The organism is Spiroplasma melliferum KC3 (genome assembly GCF_000236085.2).
GTDB classification, from domain to species: Bacteria; Bacillota_I; Bacilli_A; order Mycoplasmatales; family Mycoplasmataceae; genus Spiroplasma; species Spiroplasma melliferum.
The window spans coordinates 278,413-303,538 of the sequence record NZ_AGBZ02000001.1 but is presented as its reverse complement, the minus strand read 5'-3'; the positions used below and the strand labels follow the sequence as shown (position 1 = coordinate 303,538).

The window sequence follows — 25,126 nt, the reverse complement described above, 5'->3', positions numbered from 1 at the left end:
TAAGCCGGATTATTAAGGGTATTAATTTTTACAAAAGTAATACATTATTTAATATTGTTTCTGACCATCAATAAGATAATCACCGCAGTTATTTATAATTGCTAATATTTTTAGTTGTGTTAATTTATCTTATTTTGTTGTGTCATGAAACAAAGTAAGAGAGGAAACAAATCATGTTTGGAAGAGATAGAACAAAAGAAGCTTTATTAAAAAAGCTAAGTTTTAATGATAAAAAATTAAAAGCATGTTCAAAACTTAACCAACCTGAATTATTAAACGAATTTAAAAGTAATCAGTTTGGGATAAAGGCAACTGATGTCGAAGATTTACAAAAAGAATATGGACACAATAAAGTAGATACTACTAAATTTAATTGAGTTCTAAATTTTTTTAAATCATTTTTTGGACCTTTTAATTTAGTACTAATCGCAATTAGTATTTATAATTTTTATGAGTATTTTTCAACCCCTATTGCTGACCGGGGAATTGCTGATATTTTACCAGCAATTATTGTAGCAGTTATGATTTTTGCAAGTGGAACAGTTGTTTATATTCAAACAATAAAAGCACATTTTGTGACGAAAAAATTAATTAATATTGTTAGTAATAAAGCAACAGTGATTCGAGATGTTATGGGATATACTGACATTAGTTACGAAAATATGTTTGAATTGATTAAAAAATCAGAAGATATTGATGTTCGTGATTTAGTGCCAGGAGATTTGATTTACTTATCAAGTGGGGATATGGTTCCTGCTGATGTTCGTATTTTAGTTAGTCGTGATTTATTTATTAATCATGCTTCATTAACTGGAGAATCAATGCCAGTTGAGAAGCATGCAACAACAGATAATGTTAATTTATTAGAATTAGAAAACATTTGCTTAATGGGTACAAGTGTTGTTTCAGGGAGTGCAATTGCAGTGGTTATTCAAACGGGAGTTAAAACATATTTTTCGTCAATTTCAAGTGCATTACAAGAAAAACGCCCTTTAACTAATTTTCAAACAGGAGTGCAACGAGTAACATTTTTATTAATTATGTTTGTGTTGATTATGGCACCAATTATTTACTTAATTTACTCAGGAACAAAAAGTGATTGATTAGGAGGAATAACATGAACAGCGGCAGCAATTGTTGGAATTGTACCTGAAATGTTACCAATGATTGTGACAAGTAATTTAGCACGAGGAGCTCGTAAAATGAGCCGTAGTAAATTAGTATTTAAAAATTTAGGAGCAATTCAAAATTTAGGAGCAATTGATGTTTTATGTACAGATAAAACAGGAACATTAACAAATGATAAAATTGAGTTAATTAATTATGCTAGTTTTGATAATAAAAAAGAACCAGATTTATTAAAATTATTATACTTAAATAGCTATTTTCAAACTGGAATTAAAAATCCACTAGATTCAGCAATTATTGATTATGTTAAAGAAAGTTCGCATCATTTTGCCCCTGATAAATATCAAAAAGTTGATGAAATTCCATTTGATTTTGAACGCCGTCGTTTAACAATTATTGTTAAAAATGCAGCAGACACAAAATTAATTTCAAAAGGAGCAATTGAAGAAATTATTAATGTTTCAAATAAGATTTATTATCAAAATAAAATTGTTGATTTAGATAATGAAATGAAAAAACAAATCATTAAGACAGTAACTCGGTTAAATGATCAGGGATATCGTGTGTTAGGAATTGGTTATAAAATTGTTAATGAAAGTCAAAAAGTTTATAACATTAATGATGAAAAAGATTTAATTTTTTATGGTTATGCAACATTTTTAGATATTCCAAAACCATCAGCATCAAAAATGGTTAAGGTATTGGCTACTCGTGGTGTTGAACTAAAAATTTTAACAGGAGATAATGCTGCTGTAACGCGTTCAATTTGTGATCGCGTAGGAATGAAAATTAAAGGAATTATTTCTGGTGAAGAGTTAGATAAATTAACGGATTATGAATTAAAACGTGCAGTTGAAATTAATAATGTTTTCGTCAAATTAAATCCAACCGAAAAATCACGAATTATTAGTTTGTTAAAAGCTAATAATCATGTTGTTGGTTTTATGGGTGATGGTATTAATGATGTACCAGTATTAAGACAAAGTGATATTGCAATTTCAGTTAATAATGCAACTGATGTTGCTAAGGAAGCATCAGATATTATTTTATTAGAAAAATCATTAGATGTAATTGAACAAGGAATTGAACAAGGGCGTTTAACATTTGGAAATATTTTAAAGTATATTAAAATAACAATGGCATCACAATTTGGAAATGTTTTTACTTTAATTATTGTAGCCTGATGAATTCCATTCACGCCAATGTTACCAGTTCAAATGCTATTTCAAAATTTAATTTATGATTTTTCACAATTTGCAGTCGTATTTGATCGCGTTGATAAAGATTTCTTATTGCAACCACAGCGTTGACGTACAAAAGGCATGTTATCATTTACTTTTGTTAACGGCCCAATTAGCAGTGTTTTTGATGTAATAACCTTTATTATTTTAGGGTATGGCTTTGGTGTTTTTAATGCATATAATGCTGATCCAACTTCAGCAGATGCTGCTTATCATGTTGCAATTTTTCAATCGGGTTGATTTATTGAAGGATTAATTACTCAAACAGTTGTAATGTTAATGTTTAGAACAAAACAAATTCCATTTATTCAATCAAAACCAACTTGACCAGTTAATGTTGCGACAGGAATTGTTGTACTATTAGGATTCTTAATTCCATATGCATTGAACAATGTCTTTCCAATGACAGCGCCACCATTAGTATATATTCCAATCGTCTTGGGAGTTATTGGGGCGTATTGTATCACTGCTCAATTATCAAAAGTTGCTTATATTAAAGTGACAAAAAGTTGATTATAAAATAATTTTAAAAAGAGGTAAAAGGAATGGTTGTGAAAAATAAACATTCCTTTTAATTTTAATAATTATTATTTTAATGTTAAAATAATAATTAGATTTATGTTAAAATTTTGATTATGAAATAATATACTAAGTATTATTTAAATTTTCATAGTTTTAAAAAACAATAAAAATTAATAAGAATGATGAGGTGAAGTTATGCAGAAAAAAACAGCACAAAAATATGGATTTTTTATGTGCTTTTGTATGGTTGTTGGGACAGTTATTGGAACAGGAATCTTTTTTAAAAACGAAGGGGTGTATGGTTTAACTAATGGGAATGGAATTCTAGGTTTAATTGCTTGGATAATTGGTGGTCTAATGGCTCTTTCGTTTGGATTATCATTTATGGAAATTTCTTCAGCAAAACAAGATTCAAATTCAGGTATTGCTTTGTATGCAAAAATGTTCGGGGGCAAATGGTTTGGCCGCGTAGTGAGGAACGCTATGAACCATATTTATATTCCGTTAACAACTTTCACTGTTGCGTATTATACAACAAAAGCTTCAATCTGAGCCTTTGGTGGTGGTTTAATGGCAGAAATTGCATTTAGTGAAAAAGTTGGTGGTTATGCGAATTATCAATTAATTTTAACTAGTTTTTCAGTTATTTATACTGTCCTGTTAATTTATATTTGTACTTATTTAGAAAAAACAGGGAAATATATTCAAATGGTAACCGTTGTTTTAAAATTAATTCCATTAATTTTAGTTGGGTTAATTGGAATGTTCTTTTTTAACAATGACCCTAATGCATTAAGCAAAAGTGGTTTAGGTGATCCTGATAAATATAAATTAGTTCTTAATAAAACTGGATTTGAAATGATTTTAATGGCTTTACCAGGGATTTTGTTTTCATTTGATGGTTTTTTATCAACAACATATATTCAAAAGGATGTTAAAAAACCAGAACGAAATATTCCATTAGCTTTAGTATTAGGATTAGCATCAGTAACAATTCTTTATTTACTTGTTTCAATTGGAACTTTAAATTTAGATGCTCGAGGAAGTGTTGCTGCTGCGGCTGGAAAAATTTTTAATAATCCTGTTGTTAATAAAATTTTTGAACGAATTATTTTCTTCTTTATTTTAATTAGTGCTTTTGGAACTTTAAATGGATATAGTTTTTCTTTAGTTAAACTAAGCCATTCCTCAATTGAAGATAATTTTATTATTGGTGCAAAGTTATGAAATAAAATTATGAAAAAATATAGTATTAATTTTGCAATTTTTTTAGCATCAGTTATGATTACACTAGTGTGAGGATTAATTATGGGAATTCCAACTATTTTTGCAAAAGAAACTTATAATTTTTATGATTTTATTAGCAATGCTGGTGTTGTGATGGCATTTCTGATGTATGGGACAATTATTGGCTTGGGAATATGAAATCGCTATCATCAACGGATTACAACAATTAAAAATTGATATTTTCTTCCAGCTGCAATTATTAGTGTTATTTGTATTATTGCTATTATTGGTTATAACATTTATTCATATTTTTTAAATGCTATTGTAATGCCAGAAAAAACTGGCCCTATTTTAGCAATTGTATTATTACTGTTAATTTTAGTTTTGCCATGATTTGGAATATGAATGAAAGATAATGATACAATTAATAAAAAATTAACTATGCCAATGCAATTTAATGAGCAAGACTCTAAGCAAGATTTTACAAAAAATTTAGTAGAAAGTTCAGAAACAAAAGAGAAGGATAAAACATAATTTTATTAAATGATGAGGATAGTTTATTAATTTTAGATTTTACTATTATATGATTTTACTATTATATAAAGTAGTATTAATTTAAAGTTATATTAAAAAAGAAAGAATATTTATTTAATAAAAAAACTAACTTTTTAAGGAAAAATAATAGGTCCTGTAAGTTCGGATGATAATTTAGCAAGTTTAATGCAAATTTTTATAATTAGTTTATTAAAAATAAGAGTACTAAAAATTTTAATGTATTCTTATTTTTTTTATTTATTATTAATTATGTTTTATTTAAATTATTTTCGCTATAATTAACATAAGGATAAAATTATGAGAGGCTGAGGTGAAATTATTTAAAAAGGATAAAAAATATTATTGATTTAGGAATTTTATTACTTTAAGTCTTATTTGATTTATAAAATGCTAATATATGTGTTAAAAGTCCTAAATTTATAATTTAGGTAAAAATATTTTTTAAGAAAGGGGTCTTGGGATGGCAAAAATAATAACTAAATTTAAGGGAAATAATAAAGAATTTAAGGGACGAAAAAAAGAAATTGGTTTTTTAAAAACTGATGAGATTAAACAAATTTCCCAGTTTTCTCAAAGCGAAATTTTGGAACATTTTGAACTTAAGAATTTTGGTTTAACTTATGATGAAGCAGAAGAAATGGGTAAAAAATATGGCGATAATTCGCAAGAAAAAATGAAATTTCATTGATTTAAACATTTTTTAAAAGTATTGTTAAATCCTTTTAACATTGTTTTGGCTTTAATTGCGACCTATAATATAATTAGTTATTTTGCTTTAGGTGGTGATAGTTTTGAAGTTATTGGAGTTATTATTATTGCTATTATGATTATTATTAGTACTACAATTGCATATGTTCAAGATATACGTAGTTTTTTCGTGACGAAAAAACTAACAGATTTAGTTAGTAACACAATTACAGTAATTCGATTAGAAGATGATGAAAAAGTTTCGGAAGTGTCAGTTAAAAATAATACTAGTTTAATTCGAGAAGCAAAAGAATTAGAAATTCATGAATTAGTGCCAGGTGATTTAATTTATTTATCAAGTGGAGATATGGTTCCTGCTGATGTTCGAATATTATGAAGTAATGAACTTTTTATTAATCAATCAAGTTTAACTGGTGAATCATTACCTGTTGAAAAACATGCTAGTTATAATCGCCATAAAGCAAGTTTATTAGAATTAGAAAATATTTGTTATACGGGGACAAGTGTTGTTTCAGGGAGTGCAATTGCAGTTGTTATTGGTGTAGGACCAGAAACATATTATGCGACAATTTCAAAAACATTACAAGCTAAACCACCAGAAAATAGTTTTAATCGTGGAATTAAAAGAACAACCTGACTATTATTGTCGTTTATGTTTGTAATGGTACCAATTGTTTTTGTTATTAATGGAATTACAAAAAATGATTGGTTATCTGCCTTATTATTTGCTATTTCAGTTGCAGTTGGTTTAACGCCTGAAATGCTGCCAATGATTGTGACTTCTAATCTTGCACGTGGTGCAAGTCGAATTAGTAAAGCCAAAGTTGTTGTTAAAAAATTAGAAGCAATTCAAAATTTAGGAGCAATTGATATTTTATGTACGGATAAAACAGGAACATTAACAAATGATAAGATCGAATTGGTTGATTATCAGTTTTTAGATAATAAAAAAGATGATCGTTTATTAACATATTTATATTTAAATAGTTATTTTCAAACAGGATTAAAAAATCCTTTAGATAAAGCAATCATTCATTATATTGATAATCATCATTTATCTAGTTTTAAGGATGATTATCAAAAAATTGATGAAATTCCGTTTGATTTTAATCGACGGAAATTAACAGTTGTTGTTTCAGGGAAAGACAAGCATCATACTTTAATTTGCAAAGGGGCAATCGAAGAAATTATTAAAAATTGTACAAGAATTGAATATAAAGGAAAAGTTGAAAAGATAACAGAAGAACATTTACGAATGATTTCTGCAACAGCAGAGCGAATGAACAGTTAAGGACTAAGAGTTATTGGATTAGCATATAACCATGGCCATGATGCCGATACTTATTATTCAACAAAAGATGAGAAAAATTTAATTTTTTATGGTTTTGTTTCTTTTCTTGATAAACCAAAACCTTCTGCAGCAAAAATGATTCAATTATTGCGAAAAAACGGAGTACAGTTAAAAATTTTAACGGGGGATAATGAGCAAGTAACACGAGCAATTTGTGATCGAGTTCATTTAAAAATTCGTGGTGTTATAACTGGCGATTATATTGAAAAATTAAGTGAATTTGAACTCCGTGATGTTGTTGAGCAAAATAATATTTTTGTTAAATTAAACCCGTTACAAAAAGCAAAAATTATTACAGCTTTAAAACAAAACCAACATGTTGTTGGTTTTATGGGTGATGGAATTAATGATGCACCTGTTCTGCGCCAAAGTGATGTTGCAATATCTGTTGATAATGCAACTGATATTGCAAAAGAAGCATCAGATATTATTTTATTAGAAAAGTCCTTACTAGTTATGGAAAAGGGAATTATTCAAGGACGACAAATTTTTGGAAATATTTTAAAATATATTAAGATTACAATTGCTTCGAACTTTGGAAATGTTTTGAGTATTTTAATTGCTTCAGCATGATTACCATTTCATCCAATGATGCCAATTCAAATTTTATTTCAAAATTTATTATATGATGTATCCCAATTGGCAGTAGCATTTGATAAGGTTGATGTGGACTTTTTATCAAAACCACAAACTTGAACAACAAAGGATATTTTACCGTTTGTTTTTGTTAATGGACCTGTCTCCTCAATTTTTGATGTTTTAACTTTTGTTGTTATGGGGTATTATTTTGGGGTTCTTGCCAATCCGCAGCATATTACTGCTGAACAAATTACTTTATTTCAAACAGGTTGATTTGTTGAAGGATTAGTGACACAAACTTTAATTGTACAAATGTATCGAACAAGAAAAATTCCGTTCTTTCAATCAATGCCATCATGACAATTATTGGTATCCAGCATTGTCGTTATTTTGATTGGAATTACCTTGCCATTTACATTATTAGGACCAAAACTAAGTTTAGCACCATTACCTGCAATGTACTTTGCTTTCTTTACGGCATTAGTGATTGGATATTGTTTAATGAGTCAAGGAGTCAAAGATTTATATATTAAAATTTTTAAGCGATGACTATAGATTTACTTTTAGTAAATCTATTTTTAATACAAAATAAAAAAACATCTTGCTTTTGCAAGATGTTTAAAATTATTTTTTAAACAATTCAAATAATGTTTTAATCATTACTCCAGTTCCACGCCCATCTTTAGTATCGGCTGTTCCAGCGATATCTAAATGAATATATGGTTTTTCTTCTACAAATTCACATAAAAATGCAGCAGCAGTTGAACTACCAGCAAAGCGTGAACTTTCAGCATTTGTTAGATCAGCAATTGGTGTTTTACGCATTACAGCAGTATGTTCTTCTAAAATTGGCATTCTTCAAATTCCTTCATGGGCATTAGTAGCTGCTTGTGCAAATTGATCATATCAAGCATCATTATTAGCAAAAACACCAGTTAATCATTTTCCTAATGCTACTAGAATGGCACCAGTTAATGTTGAAGCTTCAATTAATTTATCCACATTTAATTTACGAATAGCATAAGTAATACCATCAGCTAGAACTAATCTTCCTTCAGCATCAGTATTATCAATTTGAACAGTTTTTCCGTTCATTGAAGTAATAACTGACTCAGTTAAAGTTGCTTTTCCTCCAATTCGATTTTCTGTTAAACAAGCCACGGCAGCAATATTTGTTTTAACTTGAGCTTTTGCTAAAGCTAATACTGTTGAACAAACAATAGCTGCTCCTGACATATCGAATTTCATTCCAGTTAATGCGTTTGATGGTTTCAAATTATATCCACCACTATCGAAGGTAATTCCTTTTCCTATTAAACCAACTTTTTCTTTTTTATTACTATCGCCTAAATATTCTAAGACAACAACTCGTGGTTCTAAATAGCTTCCAGCATTAACAGCTAAAAGTAAACCCATTTTTTCTTTTTCAATTTCTTTTTTATCTAAAACTGTTACTTTTAAATTTGGGATTCCTTTTGCCATTGCTGTAATTTTTTCAGCAAAAATTTCTGGATACATTAAATTTGGTGGTGTATCTTGTAACATACGAGCAAAATTAACAAATTCCATTTTAATTTGAATTTCTTTAAAAATAGCAGGCGCTTTTTCACACTCATGAATTAAATTAATTGTATAAACTGGTTTTTCTTTTTTATTTGTTTTTAAATTATAATTATCATTTAAAGCATATAATGTTCCTTCAGCTAGAGCTTTAAAAATATGACTATTTGCTTCAGCACCTTTTTTGAAAGTGTTAACATCAATGTTTAAACTATATTTAATTGTTTGCATAAAATTTTTTATAAAATCTTCAGCATTTTTAAAAGTTAATGCTTTTTCAAAATAAGCATAGATTGTTTTTTGCTCTGAAATTAAAGTTGTTGCACCGTTTTCTTGGACAACTAATGGATTAATTTCGTCGCCTTTAAAAACTGCTTTTAGTGTTAAATCTTGTTTTTTATCATTTAATAATACCATTGTAAAATTCCTTCTTTCTATATAGATAATTATATACACAATATTATAACATTATCTAGAATAACAATAAAAATATTTTGTTTTCCGTTATAATATAAAAAGGTAAATTTAGAAGAAAGAGGAGAAAATAATGAAACGAAATGAAGCACCATCACAATATAAATGAGATTTTAGTCATTTATATCCTAATCATGCGGCATGAAAAAAAGATTTAGCAAAAATTGTAAAAAAATTAGAAGAAATTATTACTTTTAAAGGAAAATTAAATCAAATAACTGTTTTTAAAAAATATATTTTTTTAGATGAAGAAATTGATTTAATTGCAAATAAAATGGGACAATATCTGCATATGGGTGATATTGACGCAACTGATTTATCATATCAAGAATTAGCGGGAATTTATTCAAACACTTTAAGTCAAATTTCAAGTCAATTAGCTTTTGTTGATCCAGAATTAAAAGAAATTGGTGAAAAAACAATTATGACATGAATTAAAGAAGATTCTGCCCTAAGTGCATATGAATATAGTTATCGTAAGTTTTTTAAAAATGCAAAGTATGTTTTATCAGAACGTGATGAAGAAATTTTAGCTTTAGTAACACGGTCACGAGGCGTAGCTTATGAATTATACGATTTATTAGCATATGCTGATAAAAAGCCAACTTTTATTGATTATCAAGGAACAAAAACAGAATTAACAAATAGTGTATATAGTGAAATTATGGAAAAATCTGATCCATTGGGGGAGCAAGAATTTCGAATTAAAACAGCACAATTGTTTTCTGAACATTTAGTTGATAAAAAACATTCTTTTGCACGAATTTATGAGGGAATTATTCAACATAGTGTTGAGTCTGTTCGTTTACGTGGTTATAAAAATACTTTACAAGCATCATTAAATAATGACGATGTATCTGAAGAAATTTATGCAAGTTTAATTAAATATGGTCGTGAAAATAGTCATTTATTTGTTCAATATAATGAGTTATTAAAAAAACATTTTAAATTTAAAAAGTTTTATCCAACTGATCGCAGTTTGAAATTAGTTACAAACATTGCATCATTAGATAAGAAATATACTGTTGAAGATGCAAAAAAAATGATACGTGAATCTTTACAACCATTAGGGAATGAATATTTAACACAATTAGAATTGGCTTGAAGTGATCACCGTATTGATTACTTTGAAGATACTAATAAACGTAGTGGTGCTTATTCATCTGGTGGTTCAGGAGTTGAACCAATTATTTTAATGAATTGAGATGATACAATTGGTTCAGTTAACACATTAGCACATGAAGCTGGTCATTCTGTTCACACATTATTAGCAGATTTAAACAATAAATATCCATTAAATAGTTATCCAATTATTTTAGCAGAGGTTGCTTCAACAGTTAATGAGCACTTATTATTTGATTATTTATATAAACATGCTGAGAGTAAAGAAGAAAAAATTTATTTATTACAAAATCGAATTGATGAAATTATGGCAACTTTCTTTCGTCAAATTCATTTTGCTGATTTTGAATGAGCTGCACATAAAATGGTTGAAAATAATGAGCCCTTAGATGCTGATAAGTTAGCAAATCTTTTTGAACAAAAATCTAATGAATTTGGTTATACTGTTTTTGATAAACATGAGTTACAACAAAAATCATATAGTTGACCGCGAATTTTACATTTCTTTCATTCACCATATTATGTTTATAAATATGCAACATGTATTGTAGCATCTTTCAAACTTTATAATGATGTCATTAATGGCCATCCAGAATATTTATTAAACTTTTTAAAACAAGGTGGTCGTAAAGAACCATTAGCAATTTTAAAAGATATTGGAATTGATTATACTGATGCTAATGTTTATAATGGCTTAATTACAAAATTAACAGAAATGATTGATAATCTTACTCAATTATTAAATTAACATTAATTAAAAGAAAATTTTTTATATTGTAAATTGTAATATGAAGTGCAAAAAATCAACTCAGAAAGGAGTTGATTTTTTAATGGAAAGGAAACATTATTTTATTTTGTGGCCGTATAAATTAATAGATTTATTGCACTTGGATTTACAATTTACATACTTAAAAATAAAAAATATTTTGTCAAATTATTTTTAAAATTATTTGTTTAACCTACAAATAATTTGATAAAAATTAATTTTATTTTGTTTTTAATATTTTTTTTATAAAATATTATCAATACTTTAAGTATTAAATTGATTATTAAATTTTAGAAAGGAAAAATAATATTAAAAAATGAAAAAACTATTAAATATCTTAGGCATATGTAGTTTAATTAGTACACTTGGAGGAAGTTTAGTTTCTTGTAGTGGTAATAAAAAACAGCAATATTCAAAAGAGACAATTTTGGAAAATACAAACCAAAAGCAGGAAGATAATATAAATGATGTTGAAACAACAATTCAGTTATTAAACGACAAGATTAATGTATTAAATCAAAAAATAAACATAAAAAAAACAAAAAAATTGCAAAATAATATTTTGCAATTAAAAGCAAAAATTAAAAAACTTGAAGAAACATTAAACCGAGCTGATCTTAGAAATATCAAGGAAATTAATTTGTTAGATTTAAAAATTAAGGTTACTGATATTGAAAAAGTAAGAGAATCAGAAATTAGGCCACATTTACAAACAGGAATTTTAACAGCAATAAAACAGCAACTAAATGATGCAATAACAGAGAATGATTTTTCTTTTAATTTCAATGATTATTTTAATCAAAATCAACCGCGAACAATTAATTTAGCAAACACAGTTAATAATTATGTTATTAATATTGTAGGTCATAATAATGCTAAGAATAGTATTAAATTAGAAATATTATTTCCACAGGCAGTATATAAAATTATTGATTTTGCAAATTTTACAAAAATTGAAATTCCAACTCTTGAGGATAGATTACCAAAATATCCAAATGATTATTTTACAGCGTGACTTTTAAAAGACAAAATTACAACACAATTTTTAAAACAAATTCAAAAAATTGACCCTAATTTAAATGAAAATGATTTTATTATTGTTTTTGATGCTGAACCTTATAAGAGTCAAATGTCTAATTTAAAAAAAGTTTTTATTAATGATGCTTCTAAAAATAAGAAATTTGATATTACTATAATTGGGCAAAAAAATGCTAAAGGTAAATTTACAACAACAATTAATTTAATAGATTTTTATAAAATAGAAGAATTATGTTAATAAATGAAACAGAATTAGAAAATTATATAAAAAACTTTCTACACAAAAAGACTTTAAAAAATTTAAAATGATAATCATTCAACTATTTTTAAATTATTTAATATTTTTTTGAATGCTTATTTTTAATTAAATATGAAAATTAGAAAATAATTTAAAAGGAGTATAAAATTATATAGAGTAAGTATCATCTTATTCACATACAAATTTGTTTATTAAATAAAAAAGGACTGATTAAAATGATAAAAAATTCAAAGTATAGTTTCTTAAAAGGGAATCTTACTAACAACGGAACTAGAAATTCTACAAATCCGCATTATAATCTGACAATTACAGATCAAAATGGCGAAAACTATCAAATAAATATTAATGTGCGTTCAAGGATAGCACCTTATGATGTTGAATATTTTATTAAAGAAAATATCAATCATCCAATTGTTAACCGTTGTTTCAAACTTGCAAATCAAATGTATGTAGATTTAGAAACAGGTATTGACGGATATTGTATTGATTATCTACGGGGTAATTTTTTTGACTACAATTATAAAACTGTGTTACCATTTGTTAAGGATGATCAAGTATCAGAACTTGAAACAATTTTTAACAAAATAGTAACTCCAGCATTAAATAATTCAAAATACAAAATTGGAGTTTGAGGAATGTCATATGGTAATAACGATGGAACCAAAGGTATACATGACATTCATATGAACCAAGGTAATGATACCAGATTTAAATCTGAAAACGGAATTTGACAAGATGGGGCATTTGCCATTTATCATGAAGAAAATAAGCTTGTTGAGCATATGATTTTTATAATGTTTCAATCTCAATGTACAAATACTGACGATTCAGGAGATTGTAAAACATAAATAACAATTAAGAAAGATAATAGTATTTTTTATTATCTTGTAAATTGTAAATGCAAGTGCAATAAATCTATTAATTTATAAGACCACAAAATAAAATTTATTTAGGATTGAGTCCTGTTGAATACAGAATAACTCAATCCTTTTAATATGCTTTATGGTTTAATTTCGCTACACAGATTCTTTATTTTTAAAAATACGCTTTCTCCTTACTGTTTTTTCTTACTTGCATCAAGATTTATTTTTGCATCTTTTAAGATATTGTTCATTGTTAATGGTTCATGTCTAAAGTTGCATCTAAAATTAGTGCTATTTCATCATTGCTGTCAGTTAAATGGAACAAACCGCTTCTTATTATTTAAATTTAACTCATTCCATTCCTTTTATTGGTTGAAATTCAGAATAATTCATTTATTGTATTATAAAATTAGTCTTAGTTCCAATTATTGCTTCCCATCTAACCCTAATTTGCTTAAAAATACTAGGGGACTTTTTTTTTTTTTTAAGTATAATTATGAGTATCACACAAAAGGAAGGTGACAATTAGATGAAATGGTTATTAACACTTTTTAGTGTTTTTGTTTTAGGTTTTGGTAGTAGTTTAGGTGTTGTTAGTTGTACAGTGCGAGCAAAACATGAGCCTGATGACAACGATGAGTTAGATCACAATCAAGATCTTGAAATTTTAAATCAAATAAAAAAGGAAGCAAAGCAAACTTTATCAACATGATGGCAAACAAAAACAATGATTGACATTATTAAGGATTATCCAGAGCAAATATCATCATTTAAAGAACTAGTCACACAACTAAAAACAAAAAATGATGGCTCATTAACTTTAACGAGCACAGTAATTAGTAAATATCGTTTTTTAAATCAGTTGCTTATTGGTTTTAAAGCAGAGTTTAATAATTTGAATCAACATTTACAAAATCGATATTCAAATTATTATGTTGATACAATGCCATTATTCTTAGGAGAAAATGACATTTCATTTGATTTATATAATATCAATTTTGATAAGATAGCAAAACTATTAGCAGATACTCCCCAAGCAGTATTAGGAATTACAGTCCAAGTTAATATTGCTTATGAAGTGCGTTTTAAAGGAATACCATCGCGGGATAACATTCAAGTTTCAATAACTACAACGAATGATTCTGAAGTTCTAAATAATATTCAAGATAAAGTTGAAAACTATTTTGTTAATTTTCTTGATACTATTTTTAAAGCTAAAAACTATTGAATTATATCGGATCAATTTTATATTAAGACGGATATTGTTTGACCAATAATTAGCAAAGAATTAAACGACAGGAATATTTCGTTTAAACATGATATTCAATTTCATTTAGCACAGGATTTCATTGCAGGTATTAATGCATACGAGAAATTATATTTTAACCTTAACTCGTCTGTTTTAGCGTGGGCCGGTGAGGGTTATGACCCACAGCAATTAACATGGCAAAATTTTCTTTCATTTTATAAAAAAAGTTTTATTAATTTTAAATAAATTCAAGTTGAAGATGAATATTATGTTTCAGGCGAACTAAAATCGTTTACTCCACAAAATTTTATGATTGAAAATTTATTATTTAAAAATAATTTATCTAAGATAAATTTAAAAGAAAAAAGTTATTTTACGATATTAAAAACGCAATTTGACCAACAATTGGAAGAATTTGCGAAAGTAACAATGGATTTTTGACATTATTATCAATTAGAAACATATAATAATGGTAATCTTGTTTTTAAGATAAAACAAGACCTATTTAATAACCTATTGTCTAAATCAAAATATACTTTTTCCTTTACTAGTATATTCTATAATTTTATTTTTGACTCTTATCGAAGCTCATTACAAAATCCAACACCTTGGTACATTTATCAGGGAATTGTAAACACAAACCACAATATTAATTGAATTAAAAATCAAAAATCTTTGATAATGGAAGTAAAATTTAATGAAAAAAATGACTATAATACTTTGCATTTTGGTTATCATGGTTTAGGATATAGTTTCTTAATATACTTAGGTAATTTAAAAAACATAATACAAAAAATAGAATTTAAACTTATATAATTTATAATTATTGAGATATACAATATTTATTTTATTTAACTATGTTTCTCCAAGTTTTAATTTAATCATTATATTTTTATCAAATTAATTGCAAAAGATTTTTAGAATTTTACAATTAATTTGATAAATATTAAATCTGTTTTAATTTTTTGAATTTTTTTTATAAGATATTACCGATAGTTTAATTTTTAATTATACTATTAAAATTTTAGGAGAAGTTAATTAATAAAATGAAAAAAGTTATTTAGTATTTTAAGTGTAATAACATTAATAGTTCCCGCTTGTTTAATGAAATTGTATCTTGTAATAATTAAAATACTGAAAAAAATGGAGAAAACATTTATTTAAGAATATCGAAGTAGGAAATAAAATTAAAACTATGATTTATGATATTAATAATTTATTATATTTAATAAAAAATGTATCTTAATAATAACAAAAATAAGATATAAATAATTTTAAAATTAAATAAAACATTGGATTTAAAAAAATAATATTTTAGTTTTCAAATTAAATTTTAACTTATAGATATGTGAATTTATTTTCTTAATTTAATAATATTTTTTCATTTTAAAATATAAGATTTATTTTATAGAAGGAAAAAAATATGAAAAAGAAATCAAAAAAATGGTGAATACTAAATTTCAATTTAATTTTTCTGGTTATTTTACTTTTAAGTTTTATTTTATATGTACTATATTGTGCTTATGGAAACTCAAGATTAGTACTTGGTCAAGAAAACCATCCAGTTTTATTAAGTTCAATGATTAACGAAGATGATTTAGGAACAATTAATACAAATGGCTTTCCTATTCCAACAGAAAACCATATAAAAGATAAATTAAAAACAAAATATCATGATTTAAATATTGATGATATCAGTGTAACAAACATTACGCAATGAAATGCAACAATTACAGCAAGGGATAATAGTCTTTATATGGGAAAGTTACCAATTAAGTATACCTGTACTTGATGTAAAAAAATTGGGGAGTTTCCAGTTAAAGACAACCGTTACAAAACAATTGCTAATAATTTTATTTATTGTTATTGACTTGACAATAATGTTGATAATAATTCATAAAGCAAATTTTAAAACAAAATGTAGTTATATCTAAAATTTTTGAATAGCATAAAATTTTAAGCATTTACTTATGACAGACAATTAATATTAATAAATTATTCTAAAATATAATACTTTTATAATAAAATTATTAATTTATCTTTTTAAAAAAGTTAATTTAATATTCAATTCCTTTCCGAGCAGGAACTTTTTGATAGAAATAATGTTTTGTTGCTTGAACATGGCTAACTAAGTCAACAGCATTAATTAAATTATCAGTAATATGATGGCCGGAAAAAGCCATTTCGATATTTGGAGTTTTTTTTGAATAACTTCAATTAATTCTGCTTCAGAAATTAATCCATTATAAATACACCCTAATAATTCATCAACAATAATTAAGTCAACTGTTGGGTCTTGACTTAATTTTTTTAATTCATTAAAACCAATTTGAATTTCTTTTTGTAAAATTGCTTTTTCTTGAGCATTCATTTCTCAAAAAAATTTTGTACTTGATGAATAATAATTAATTATTTCTAGATTTGGATTAGTTAAATTTTGAAAAAATAACATTTCACCAGAAACTCGGTTTTTTAAAAAACGGAGATATTTGATGTTTCATTGATATCCTAGCGCACGAATTGTCATTCCATTTAAAATTGATGTTTTACCTTTTCCATCTCCATAATAAATATGACAATAACCTTTTTTTTGCATATTTTCCTCCTTATGTATAGTTATTGTACTAAAAATGTTTTAGTTTGTGTTTGTCTCTCTTAAATTAATTAAAAAATAATTTTATCAAATTAATTGCAAAGCATTTTTAACATTTTGCAATTAATTTGATAAATGTTAAATCTGTTTTTTATTTTTTTATTTCTTTTATAAGATATTACCGATAGTTTAATTTTTAATTATACTATTAAAATTTTAGGAGGAGTTAATTAATAAAATGAAAAAATTATTTAGTATTTTTAGTGCGATGACACTAATCGGTGCAACTAATCCAAATGTGATAAGTTGTAATAATCAAAATACTGGGGAACTTGAAGAAGATACTTCAACAACAGATCTTGAAATGGTAAATGAGCTTAAAACAAGTGCAAGTAGTGAAATCAGTAATTACGTTAAATCAAGAATGTATGTTGATAGTAATAAAAATAATTTAGCTGGTCTTTATGAAAAAGTAGACAGTGAGGAAATTAATTATAAATTAGATTTAAAGAATTCAAAAGATAAAGCATTAGCAAATTATTTTATTAATGATTTCAATACTATTTTTGAAAGGGTAAATCATAATCTAAGTAGTACATATATGAATTATTTTAATAATAAAAGTCCTTTAACATTTGAAAAAGATAAAAGTAAGGTTGAAGTTAATTTTATTAATGTTGAAGGATTAAAAAATAAATTCCCGGTTGAGATTAATACTGAATCTTTTAAGGGGGTGCGAGTTAATTTAAAGGCGGTTGTAAGTACTGAATATAAAAAAATCTTTTCATCATTTGAAATATCAGTAGTTTATAATGTAACAGAAAACCCATCAGTTTTAAAAGAACTTTCAAGTAAAGCGACAAAGTCTTTATTACAAAAACTTAAAGAATATTTTCATAATTTAGAAAATGTCGATTTTAGTACAAGTGATATTTTTAAAACATTATATGAAGAGGTGCAGTGAGATTTTTCAGAAAACATTAAAGTTTTAGATGATACTTTAAAAAAATCATTAAAAAAATTTACTAGTAATGATGACAAGTTTAAAGATATGGATATAAGTTATAATAATGTCGCTTTGCTTGAAAAAACATCAACAGGAGAGTTAACTAATAATAATAAAGGAATTGATAATTTGATGGATACGCAAAATGCGCAAGAAATAGCATTATCAAATTGGTTTAAAGAACCTAATGAACCAAAAAGTATTAATAATGTAACAGCAAATGACTTTGTTAATTTCTATAAAACTAATGTTGGCCAGGGTTTAAATATTAATGATAATGATTCATTAAATTTAGGAAATTTTAAAATTCATTTAGGCTATTTAAATATTAATGGAATGGGTCTTTCAGGTTATGCAAAAAATATTGAAGATGATAATGCAGGCGAAGATGTAATAATGACTTTAAATTTATCACGTGCTGCAATTGACCAAAAATTAAATAACTGAGGAGAAATTATTATTGCTTTTTGAAAATATATTAATACTGGTCCTTTTGCTAGAAAAGAAGGGCTTGAAATTACAGTACCAAAGGATTTATTTAGAAATCTTTCAGAAAAAAATAAAAAAGAGGGTTTGAAAGGAGTAATTAAAACTTTGGTAACTAACTTTAAAAAATCAAATGAAGCAAAAGATTTACAAGATCTTACCTTATTTAATTTTATTGCACATCCACGTTTTGCCAAGACAATGGGACAAAAGAACGACAATAATAGCGATAGTTCATTTTTAATATGAAATTCTTTAAATTCTGATCCGTGAGCAGTATTGTTTACATTTGGACTAAATTTTGAACATGGATTATATTATTGTTTTGCTTCTTCTTCAAATAATAAGATGCCTAATAGTAGTATTTACTTTAAGATTGGTATTAAAAAGATTATTTATTAAATTGAAATTTGTTAGTTAATTATTTTAAGAATAAATCTAATATTTTTAATTTTAAAGTATAAAATTTATTCTCTAAAAAAACATGAAAAAAAGTACAAAAAAATGATGAGTATTAAATATTAATTTAATTTTTCTAGTTGTTTTACTTTTAAGTTTTATTTTATATATATTACATTGTGCTTGTGGAAATTCAAAATTAACAATTGATTCAGTAAAACATCCAGTTTTATTAAGTTCAATGATTAACGAAGATGATTTAGGAACAATTAATACGAATGGGATTCATATTCCAACCCAAAGTGACATTAAAAATAAATTAAAAACTAAATATCATAATTTAAATATTAATGATATTAATATATCAAACATTACACAATGAAATGCAAAAATTACAGCACGAGATGAAAGCAGTTATATTGGGGAAATGGGTATTAAATATACACTTGATAAAACAACAACTGATGATTCTATTTCGTTACAACTAAATTTGTTTTATCAAGAAACAAACTATTGATGTGGTCCAGCAACATTGCAAATGATAGTCCATTACTTTACTGGGAAAAAAATTTCACAGCAAGAATTATCATATCAAATGAATACTGAGACTTATCATGGTACCATTCCTGAAGATATGCTTAAAAGTTTAAATGCATTAGCAACACCAAATAAACGCCGCTATATTAATAAAAGATTACACCAAAACTTTGGAGTTACTAATGATGAACAAAAAATGTTTTATTATGATATTAAAAATAGTTTATCGCACAACTTCCCTGTGGCTTTAGCAATTTATGGTCGCTATCCTTGAACAGGGAATATGAGACATTATGTTGTTATCTATGGTATTGAATTAGCAGCAACTTTTGAAAATTATCAATACTTAATTTTAGATCCAACTCTTGGAAAAGTGCAAGTAAAACAATCAGAAATTTCTAATCTTTTTAGTTTAGAAAATAATGGCAGAATAAGTATTTATAATTAAAAAATTTAGTTAACTTAAATATTTGTCCTTAAATAAAAGGTAATAAGTTTAGGTTATAAAATTAAATAAGCATTAAAGAGTTTTAAACTAAAACTCTTTTTTTATTTAGATAAGTAATATCCTTGCTTTTTTTTTTTTTTTTTTTATAATAAAAAATAAGGCAATAGATTAATTTTGAAAATTATAAATATAGTTTTAATTAAATAAGTATCAATAATGTTATTTAATAGAAAGAGAAGGACTTGTCAATGTTTACTGTCTATATTTTTAGATACTTATATGATATAATTATTAATTTTTTTGCTACGAAATGAATTTATCTATTTATTAAAGAAAATAATCCTCCTCCGATGATATTTTAATTTTGTTTTAAAATAAAAAATTACAATACAACAAATAGGAGAAAAAAACTATGAAAAAATTATTAAGTGTTTTAGGCGTTGTAACCTTAGTTGGAACTAGTGTTTCAAATATTACAGCATGTCATAAAAAAACTACGGTGAAAAAGGAAGATACAACTGCGCGTGATCTTGAAGTATTATCTGAGATTCAAACAAAAGCGGTTACTGCAATTACTGAGAAAATAAAAGAAAAAATGTATGTTGATAGTGGAAAAAATAATTTAGCAAAAATTTATTAGAAAGTTGATAGTGGAAATTCAATGTATCAATTGAATTTAAGCAATGCTGAAGATAAGAAATTAGCAAATTATTTTATTAATGATTTTACGAAGATTTTTGAAACAGTAAATTATAATTTACAGAATGAATATTCAAATTATTTTCCTAATAGTATGCCATTGACTTTTGATGAAGACCGTAGTGTTATTAATGTTAATTTTGTAAATGTTGAAGCGATAAAAAATAAATTTCCCGTTGATATTAATCCAGAACCGTTTGGTGCTGTTCGGATTGATTTTAAAGCTGTGGTAAGTATTAATTTTAAAACATTATTTTCAAGTTTTGAAATTTCTACAATTTATAATGTCACTGAAAATACGACAGCATTAAAAGTCCTTTCTGATAAAGCAACAACTTTTTTAGTTAAAAATATTCAAGAGTATTTTAATAAATTAGAAAATGCTGATTTTAGTACGAATGATATTTTTAAACCCTTATATGATCAGGTTCAATGAGATTTTTCGGAAAAAACTACTGCTTTAGATGAAAGATTAAAATTTTCATTTAAAGAATATATTAATAGTAAAAAAGAGTTTAAAAATATAGAAATAACTTATAATGCTGTTGAAATAATAGAACAAGCTATGAAGGGAGATTTATCTGCTAAAAACAAGGGTTTTGATAGTTTGAAAGATGATCGAAATATTAATAGTTTAACCTTAGCTAATTGATTTAAAGGCGATGAAACAGCGAAGACTATTGAAAATGTTACAGAAGGTGATTTTGTTAATTTTTATAAGAATAAAATTGGTCCCGCTTTCAATATTAATGAAACAACTTATTTAAGTTTAGGTACTTTTAAAATTAATTTAACTTATATTAATATTTATGGTATGGGTTTGTCAGGAAATGTCAAAGGTAGTGATGGAGAAGATTTAATGATAACTTTGCAATTGTCAAAAGGGGCAATTGATAAGAAATTAAATAATTGAGCAAAAATTATTATTGCTTTCTGAAAGTATATCAATAATTTAAAAATTACAACTCAGGCAGTTGAACTTAAAGTTTCTAATTTACTATTTAAAAAGTTAGCAGATAAAATCAAAGAGATGGTTTAAAAGGAGTTTTGAAGGTATTAGTAGATGATTTTAAAACCTCTGAAGAAACAATTGACTTAGAAGATATTGAATTATTTAATTTAATATCACATCCATTATTTGAAAGAACAAAAGGAGAAAAAATAGTTGATACTAATAATCAAGGAGGTTCAGTTTTAGCATGAAAATATTTTGAAAATGAAAGTTGAGCTGCTTTATTTAGTTTTGGTGAAAGTTTAAATAGTGGTTTATATTATTCTTTTGCTGGGGTTGGGAAAGATAAATTACCAAGTAATTGTGTTTCATTTCTAATATATCCAGTAATGAAATAAATAATTAAAAAATATATCGAGAATAATTTATTGTTATAGATAGATAAATTTAAAAAATGATATTTTAATTAATCTTTTAAGTAAGAAAGGACAATAAATTATGAAAAAGAATTTAGAATTATTATTACCTAGATTTTTTTTATTAAATACTAATTCATTTTGTACGATAAGAAAAAATAGAAAAAAAATAAATTTAAGAAAAAGAAAAAATAATATAAGTAAAGAACATATTATTTGTGAAAAAATTGAATTAAAAACACCTGTAACTAAAGTTGAAGGTTTTGCAAGAATAAATTCTAATGAAAATGTATTATTTTGAACCAAAAAATTATTGCCTAAAAATAAATACTCATTATTTCAAATAAAAGGATTATCAAATAGTTATGAAGGATGAGCAGAAGGAACTAGTTTTGACTCACAAAATAGTAATGGTTGAATAAATTTATTTTCATTTGATTCTTCGGGTAAAATAGTATCAGGAATACCTTTAGTAAACAAGACAAAGTTAAAAAGAAAAAATATTGGTAATATTTGATATACAACTGCTGATAAAGAGACATATGCTATAGCATATGGTGAATTATTTTTAGATTTTGAATATGTTAATAATACTATTAATGTTAAACTAACAGCTAAAGCCACTGCTGCTAATTCAACCTTCTTGGGGTGAACTAAGACACAAACAAAATTTTACTTTAAAATTATAATTTCTTAATTATATTATTTAAAAGCAACTTATCAATTAAATTACAATGTGTTAATAAAACAAAATAAGGACTAAACATTTGAGATACTTTATAAAAGTATTTTAAAGTTTAGTTTTTTTCTTGGTCTATGATATTATAACCAAGGAATTAACTATGAAAATATTAAATCTATAATAAAAAAATGAAAGGAAAACATAAATGAAAAAAATATTATGTTTAATAAGTACAACAACAATTGCAATGAATGGGATGTCTCTTGCAGTTGCTAACAACTCATATGAACATATAACTAATAACAAACAATTAGAAAAAACAAAAATAAATCAAATTATTGGTTTAAATGAATATGATGATCAAAAATTAACAAAACCAGAAAAAACAATAGAAAAATTTGAAATAGTGCCTTCTTCAGCACGCGCTATTATGCAGTTAGAATTAGATAAAGAATTGGCGGTGTTAGTACCAAAAGTAATGCCTAAATTATTAACTGTAGACCAGCCTTCTTTTCAAAAAAATGTTCTTGAAAAATATTATAAATTTTTAGCACCAGATTTATTAAAGTTAACAATAACAACTAATACTTGAATGGAAATAGTTCTTTTATTTATGCTAAATTTAAAAGAAGATTTTATAATTAAATTAAAAAATGGAATTGCTAGTTTTCATAAAGAAGATTATAGTGCATGATGAAGCTCAATTACAGATAATGACATAAATTCTTTTGCTTATTTAATTTGAGAAAATTTTCCTTATTATTATAACTTATTTCTTAATTTAGAGTTTAATCATCAAGCTGTAAAAATTAATTCGTATTCTGGATATACATATTATTATTGAGATCAACAAAACCCTTGAAAATATAATCAGATTCTTGGTGAAGCAACAGAGCTAAAAAATAATGAAGATAACTTTACCTTACAGCAAGAATTGAATACAGGTCTCCAAGAAAAATATCGATATGATAATGACCAATGTATTGGAAAAGACAATGTTGTTGAATGATCAACAAGAACAAAAATTAAAATTAAAATTAACAAGATTATTTGAGAAAGAATAAATACACTTTTCTTTATTAATGATAAATATGATTTTATTAATAAATTAACAACCATATTTTCAGTCTTTCCTCCTTCATATAATGATGTTAAATATAAACTTAATTTAAAAGAGTTAAATTCTTTTGCTTATTTAATTTGAGAAAATTTTAGTTATTATTATAATAGTTCGTTAAGATTAAAAAATAATGAATCAATTCGAATAACTTCGTATATTGGATATGAAGATGGTTATTGACAACGTGATTATTTTGAATCTTACAATGAAATCGTGGATAGTAATAATGATATTGTTGAATGAAAAAAAATTAATGGAAGAAAGATACAAAATAGTCAAGTTAAAATAATAGCAAAAATACATGATGAATTTCGGAAAAAAAGACAAACAACAGAAAATCCTGATATGACTACTCCTTCAACAAGTGGTATGACACAATCCAATTTAAATGAAGAATTACCAAAATTGTTAACAATAGCAGTAAATAAGGCATTAGCTACAGAATCAAAACCTTCAACAAGTGGAACTTCTTCAGTTTTAAATAAAATTGATAATTATTTAGATGAGAAAGGAGCACAACAAGATAAAAACTCAAATGAATTTGAAGAGTCTATCCTTCCTTCAATAATAAGTGAGATTGATAAATATCTTGAGAGTCCCGAGGGTGAATGGGCATTATTAAAAAATGAAATTGAAAAAAATTTTAATAGAAGAGAAAGAATTGAGGCAGGATTAAAAAATGAAATTAATAACTACTTTCATAATAGACAAAGTGTTTCAACTTCATTGCGAGATACAATTAATCAATATTTTAGTAGTAAGGAAATAGCAAATAAAAGTGTTTGGAAAAAAATGTATAAAAATATGAAAAAACCATTTAAAACTATAAAAGAGCTAATTTCAAGAGTAAGTCAAGAATATGAACCAATGAGTTGTAGTCAAGAATATTTTCGTCAACATGAAGATATTGAAATTGAAGATGACATAACGCCATTATTACCAGTAAGAGATAATTTTATTTTAAAATTTATAATATTAGCTATAATTAGTGATATATTAGGTACTAGAACATTAAAAGATTTAAATTTGCTTTAAAAAATAATTTAAAATAATGATAAAAAATGCATCTCTTTTAAGATGCATTTTTTATTTAGGGAAAATTGATTATAATAATTTGCTTAGATTAATGTTATTTACAATTTACAT

General features: G+C 25.3%; 14 protein-coding genes and 3 pseudogenes. 15 read left to right on the top strand and 2 right to left on the bottom strand.

The features are described 5' to 3' along the window. Positions 1 to 173: 173 nt before the first annotated feature. The 3 genes and pseudogenes from mgtA (SPM_RS01470) (at position 174) to mgtA (SPM_RS06970) (ending at position 7,866) form a co-directional block, all read left to right on the top strand. Positions 174 to 2,888, top strand: coding sequence for a magnesium-translocating P-type ATPase (mgtA, locus tag SPM_RS01470; RefSeq protein WP_004027855.1), 2,715 nt, complete (start codon positions 174 to 176; stop codon positions 2,886 to 2,888). A gap of 198 nt (positions 2,889 to 3,086) precedes the next feature. Continuing rightward, positions 3,087 to 4,652 carry an APC family permease gene (locus tag SPM_RS01465; protein ID WP_004027852.1) on the top strand — a complete coding sequence of 522 codons (1,566 nt, stop codon included), beginning with the start codon at positions 3,087 to 3,089 and terminating at the stop codon, positions 4,650 to 4,652. A gap of 481 nt (positions 4,653 to 5,133) precedes the next feature. Then, positions 5,134 to 7,866 (top strand): annotated as a pseudogene (mgtA, locus tag SPM_RS06970) (magnesium-translocating P-type ATPase). A gap of 69 nt (positions 7,867 to 7,935) precedes the next feature. On the opposite strand, the gene SPM_RS01455 reads toward mgtA (SPM_RS06970), so the two are convergent. Further along, positions 7,936 to 9,288, bottom strand: coding sequence for a M17 family metallopeptidase (locus SPM_RS01455; RefSeq protein ID WP_004027851.1), 1,353 nt, complete (start codon positions 9,286 to 9,288; stop codon positions 7,936 to 7,938). Positions 9,289 to 9,418: 130 nt separating this feature from the next. On the opposite strand from SPM_RS01455, the gene pepF reads away from it, so the two are divergent. The 5 genes and pseudogenes from pepF to SPM_RS01425 all read left to right on the top strand — a co-directional run bounded on the left by pepF (position 9,419) and on the right by SPM_RS01425 (position 16,542). Continuing rightward, positions 9,419 to 11,215: an oligoendopeptidase F gene (pepF, locus tag SPM_RS01450; RefSeq protein WP_004027850.1), complete on the top strand. Its 1,797-nt coding sequence runs from the start codon at positions 9,419 to 9,421 to the stop codon at positions 11,213 to 11,215. Positions 11,216 to 11,549: 334 nt separating this feature from the next. Further along, positions 11,550 to 12,509, top strand: a complete 960-nt coding sequence (locus SPM_RS01445) for a hypothetical protein (RefSeq protein ID WP_004027848.1) — start codon at positions 11,550 to 11,552, stop codon at positions 12,507 to 12,509. A gap of 236 nt (positions 12,510 to 12,745) precedes the next feature. After that, complete coding sequence (locus SPM_RS01440; protein ID WP_004027847.1) at positions 12,746 to 13,378, top strand: DUF2278 family protein; 633 nt, start codon at positions 12,746 to 12,748, stop codon at positions 13,376 to 13,378. 544 nt (positions 13,379 to 13,922) lie between these two features. Then, positions 13,923 to 15,458: pseudogene (locus SPM_RS06965) on the top strand (hypothetical protein). A 607-nt stretch (positions 15,459 to 16,065) separates the two neighbouring features. Beyond that, the gene (locus SPM_RS01425; RefSeq protein WP_004027844.1) at positions 16,066 to 16,542 is read left to right on the top strand and encodes a hypothetical protein; all 477 of its coding nucleotides are present in this window, start codon (positions 16,066 to 16,068) and stop codon (positions 16,540 to 16,542) included. Between the two features lie 157 nt (positions 16,543 to 16,699). On the opposite strand, the pseudogene SPM_RS01420 reads toward SPM_RS01425, so the two are convergent. Next, a pseudogene (locus tag SPM_RS01420) lies at positions 16,700 to 17,238 on the bottom strand (cob(I)yrinic acid a,c-diamide adenosyltransferase). A gap of 235 nt (positions 17,239 to 17,473) precedes the next feature. Here SPM_RS01420 and SPM_RS01415 point away from each other — a divergent pair. The 7 genes from SPM_RS01415 (at position 17,474) to SPM_RS01395 (ending at position 25,015) form a co-directional block, all read left to right on the top strand. Beyond that, on the top strand, positions 17,474 to 19,129 hold the full coding sequence (locus SPM_RS01415; RefSeq protein WP_004027840.1) for a lipoprotein: 1,656 nt from the start codon (positions 17,474 to 17,476) through the stop codon (positions 19,127 to 19,129). An 82-nt stretch (positions 19,130 to 19,211) separates the two neighbouring features. Beyond that, positions 19,212 to 20,111, top strand: coding sequence for a C39 family peptidase (locus SPM_RS01410; protein ID WP_004027839.1), 900 nt, complete (start codon positions 19,212 to 19,214; stop codon positions 20,109 to 20,111). A gap of 412 nt (positions 20,112 to 20,523) precedes the next feature. Beyond that, positions 20,524 to 20,751 carry a lipoprotein gene (locus SPM_RS06765; protein ID WP_004027837.1) on the top strand — a complete coding sequence of 76 codons (228 nt, stop codon included), beginning with the start codon at positions 20,524 to 20,526 and terminating at the stop codon, positions 20,749 to 20,751. 21 nt (positions 20,752 to 20,772) lie between these two features. Continuing rightward, entirely contained in the window at positions 20,773 to 21,849 is a 1,077-nt protein-coding gene (locus tag SPM_RS01405) for a hypothetical protein (protein WP_004027836.1), read from the top strand. Positions 21,850 to 21,857: 8 nt separating this feature from the next. Beyond that, positions 21,858 to 22,160, top strand: coding sequence for a hypothetical protein (locus tag SPM_RS06760; protein ID WP_004027835.1), 303 nt, complete (start codon positions 21,858 to 21,860; stop codon positions 22,158 to 22,160). Positions 22,161 to 22,260: 100 nt separating this feature from the next. Then, on the top strand, positions 22,261 to 22,875 hold the full coding sequence (locus SPM_RS01400; protein ID WP_004027834.1) for a hypothetical protein: 615 nt from the start codon (positions 22,261 to 22,263) through the stop codon (positions 22,873 to 22,875). A gap of 190 nt (positions 22,876 to 23,065) precedes the next feature. After that, entirely contained in the window at positions 23,066 to 25,015 is a 1,950-nt protein-coding gene (locus SPM_RS01395) for a hypothetical protein (protein ID WP_004027833.1), read from the top strand. The last annotated feature ends 111 nt before the right edge of the window (positions 25,016 to 25,126 follow it).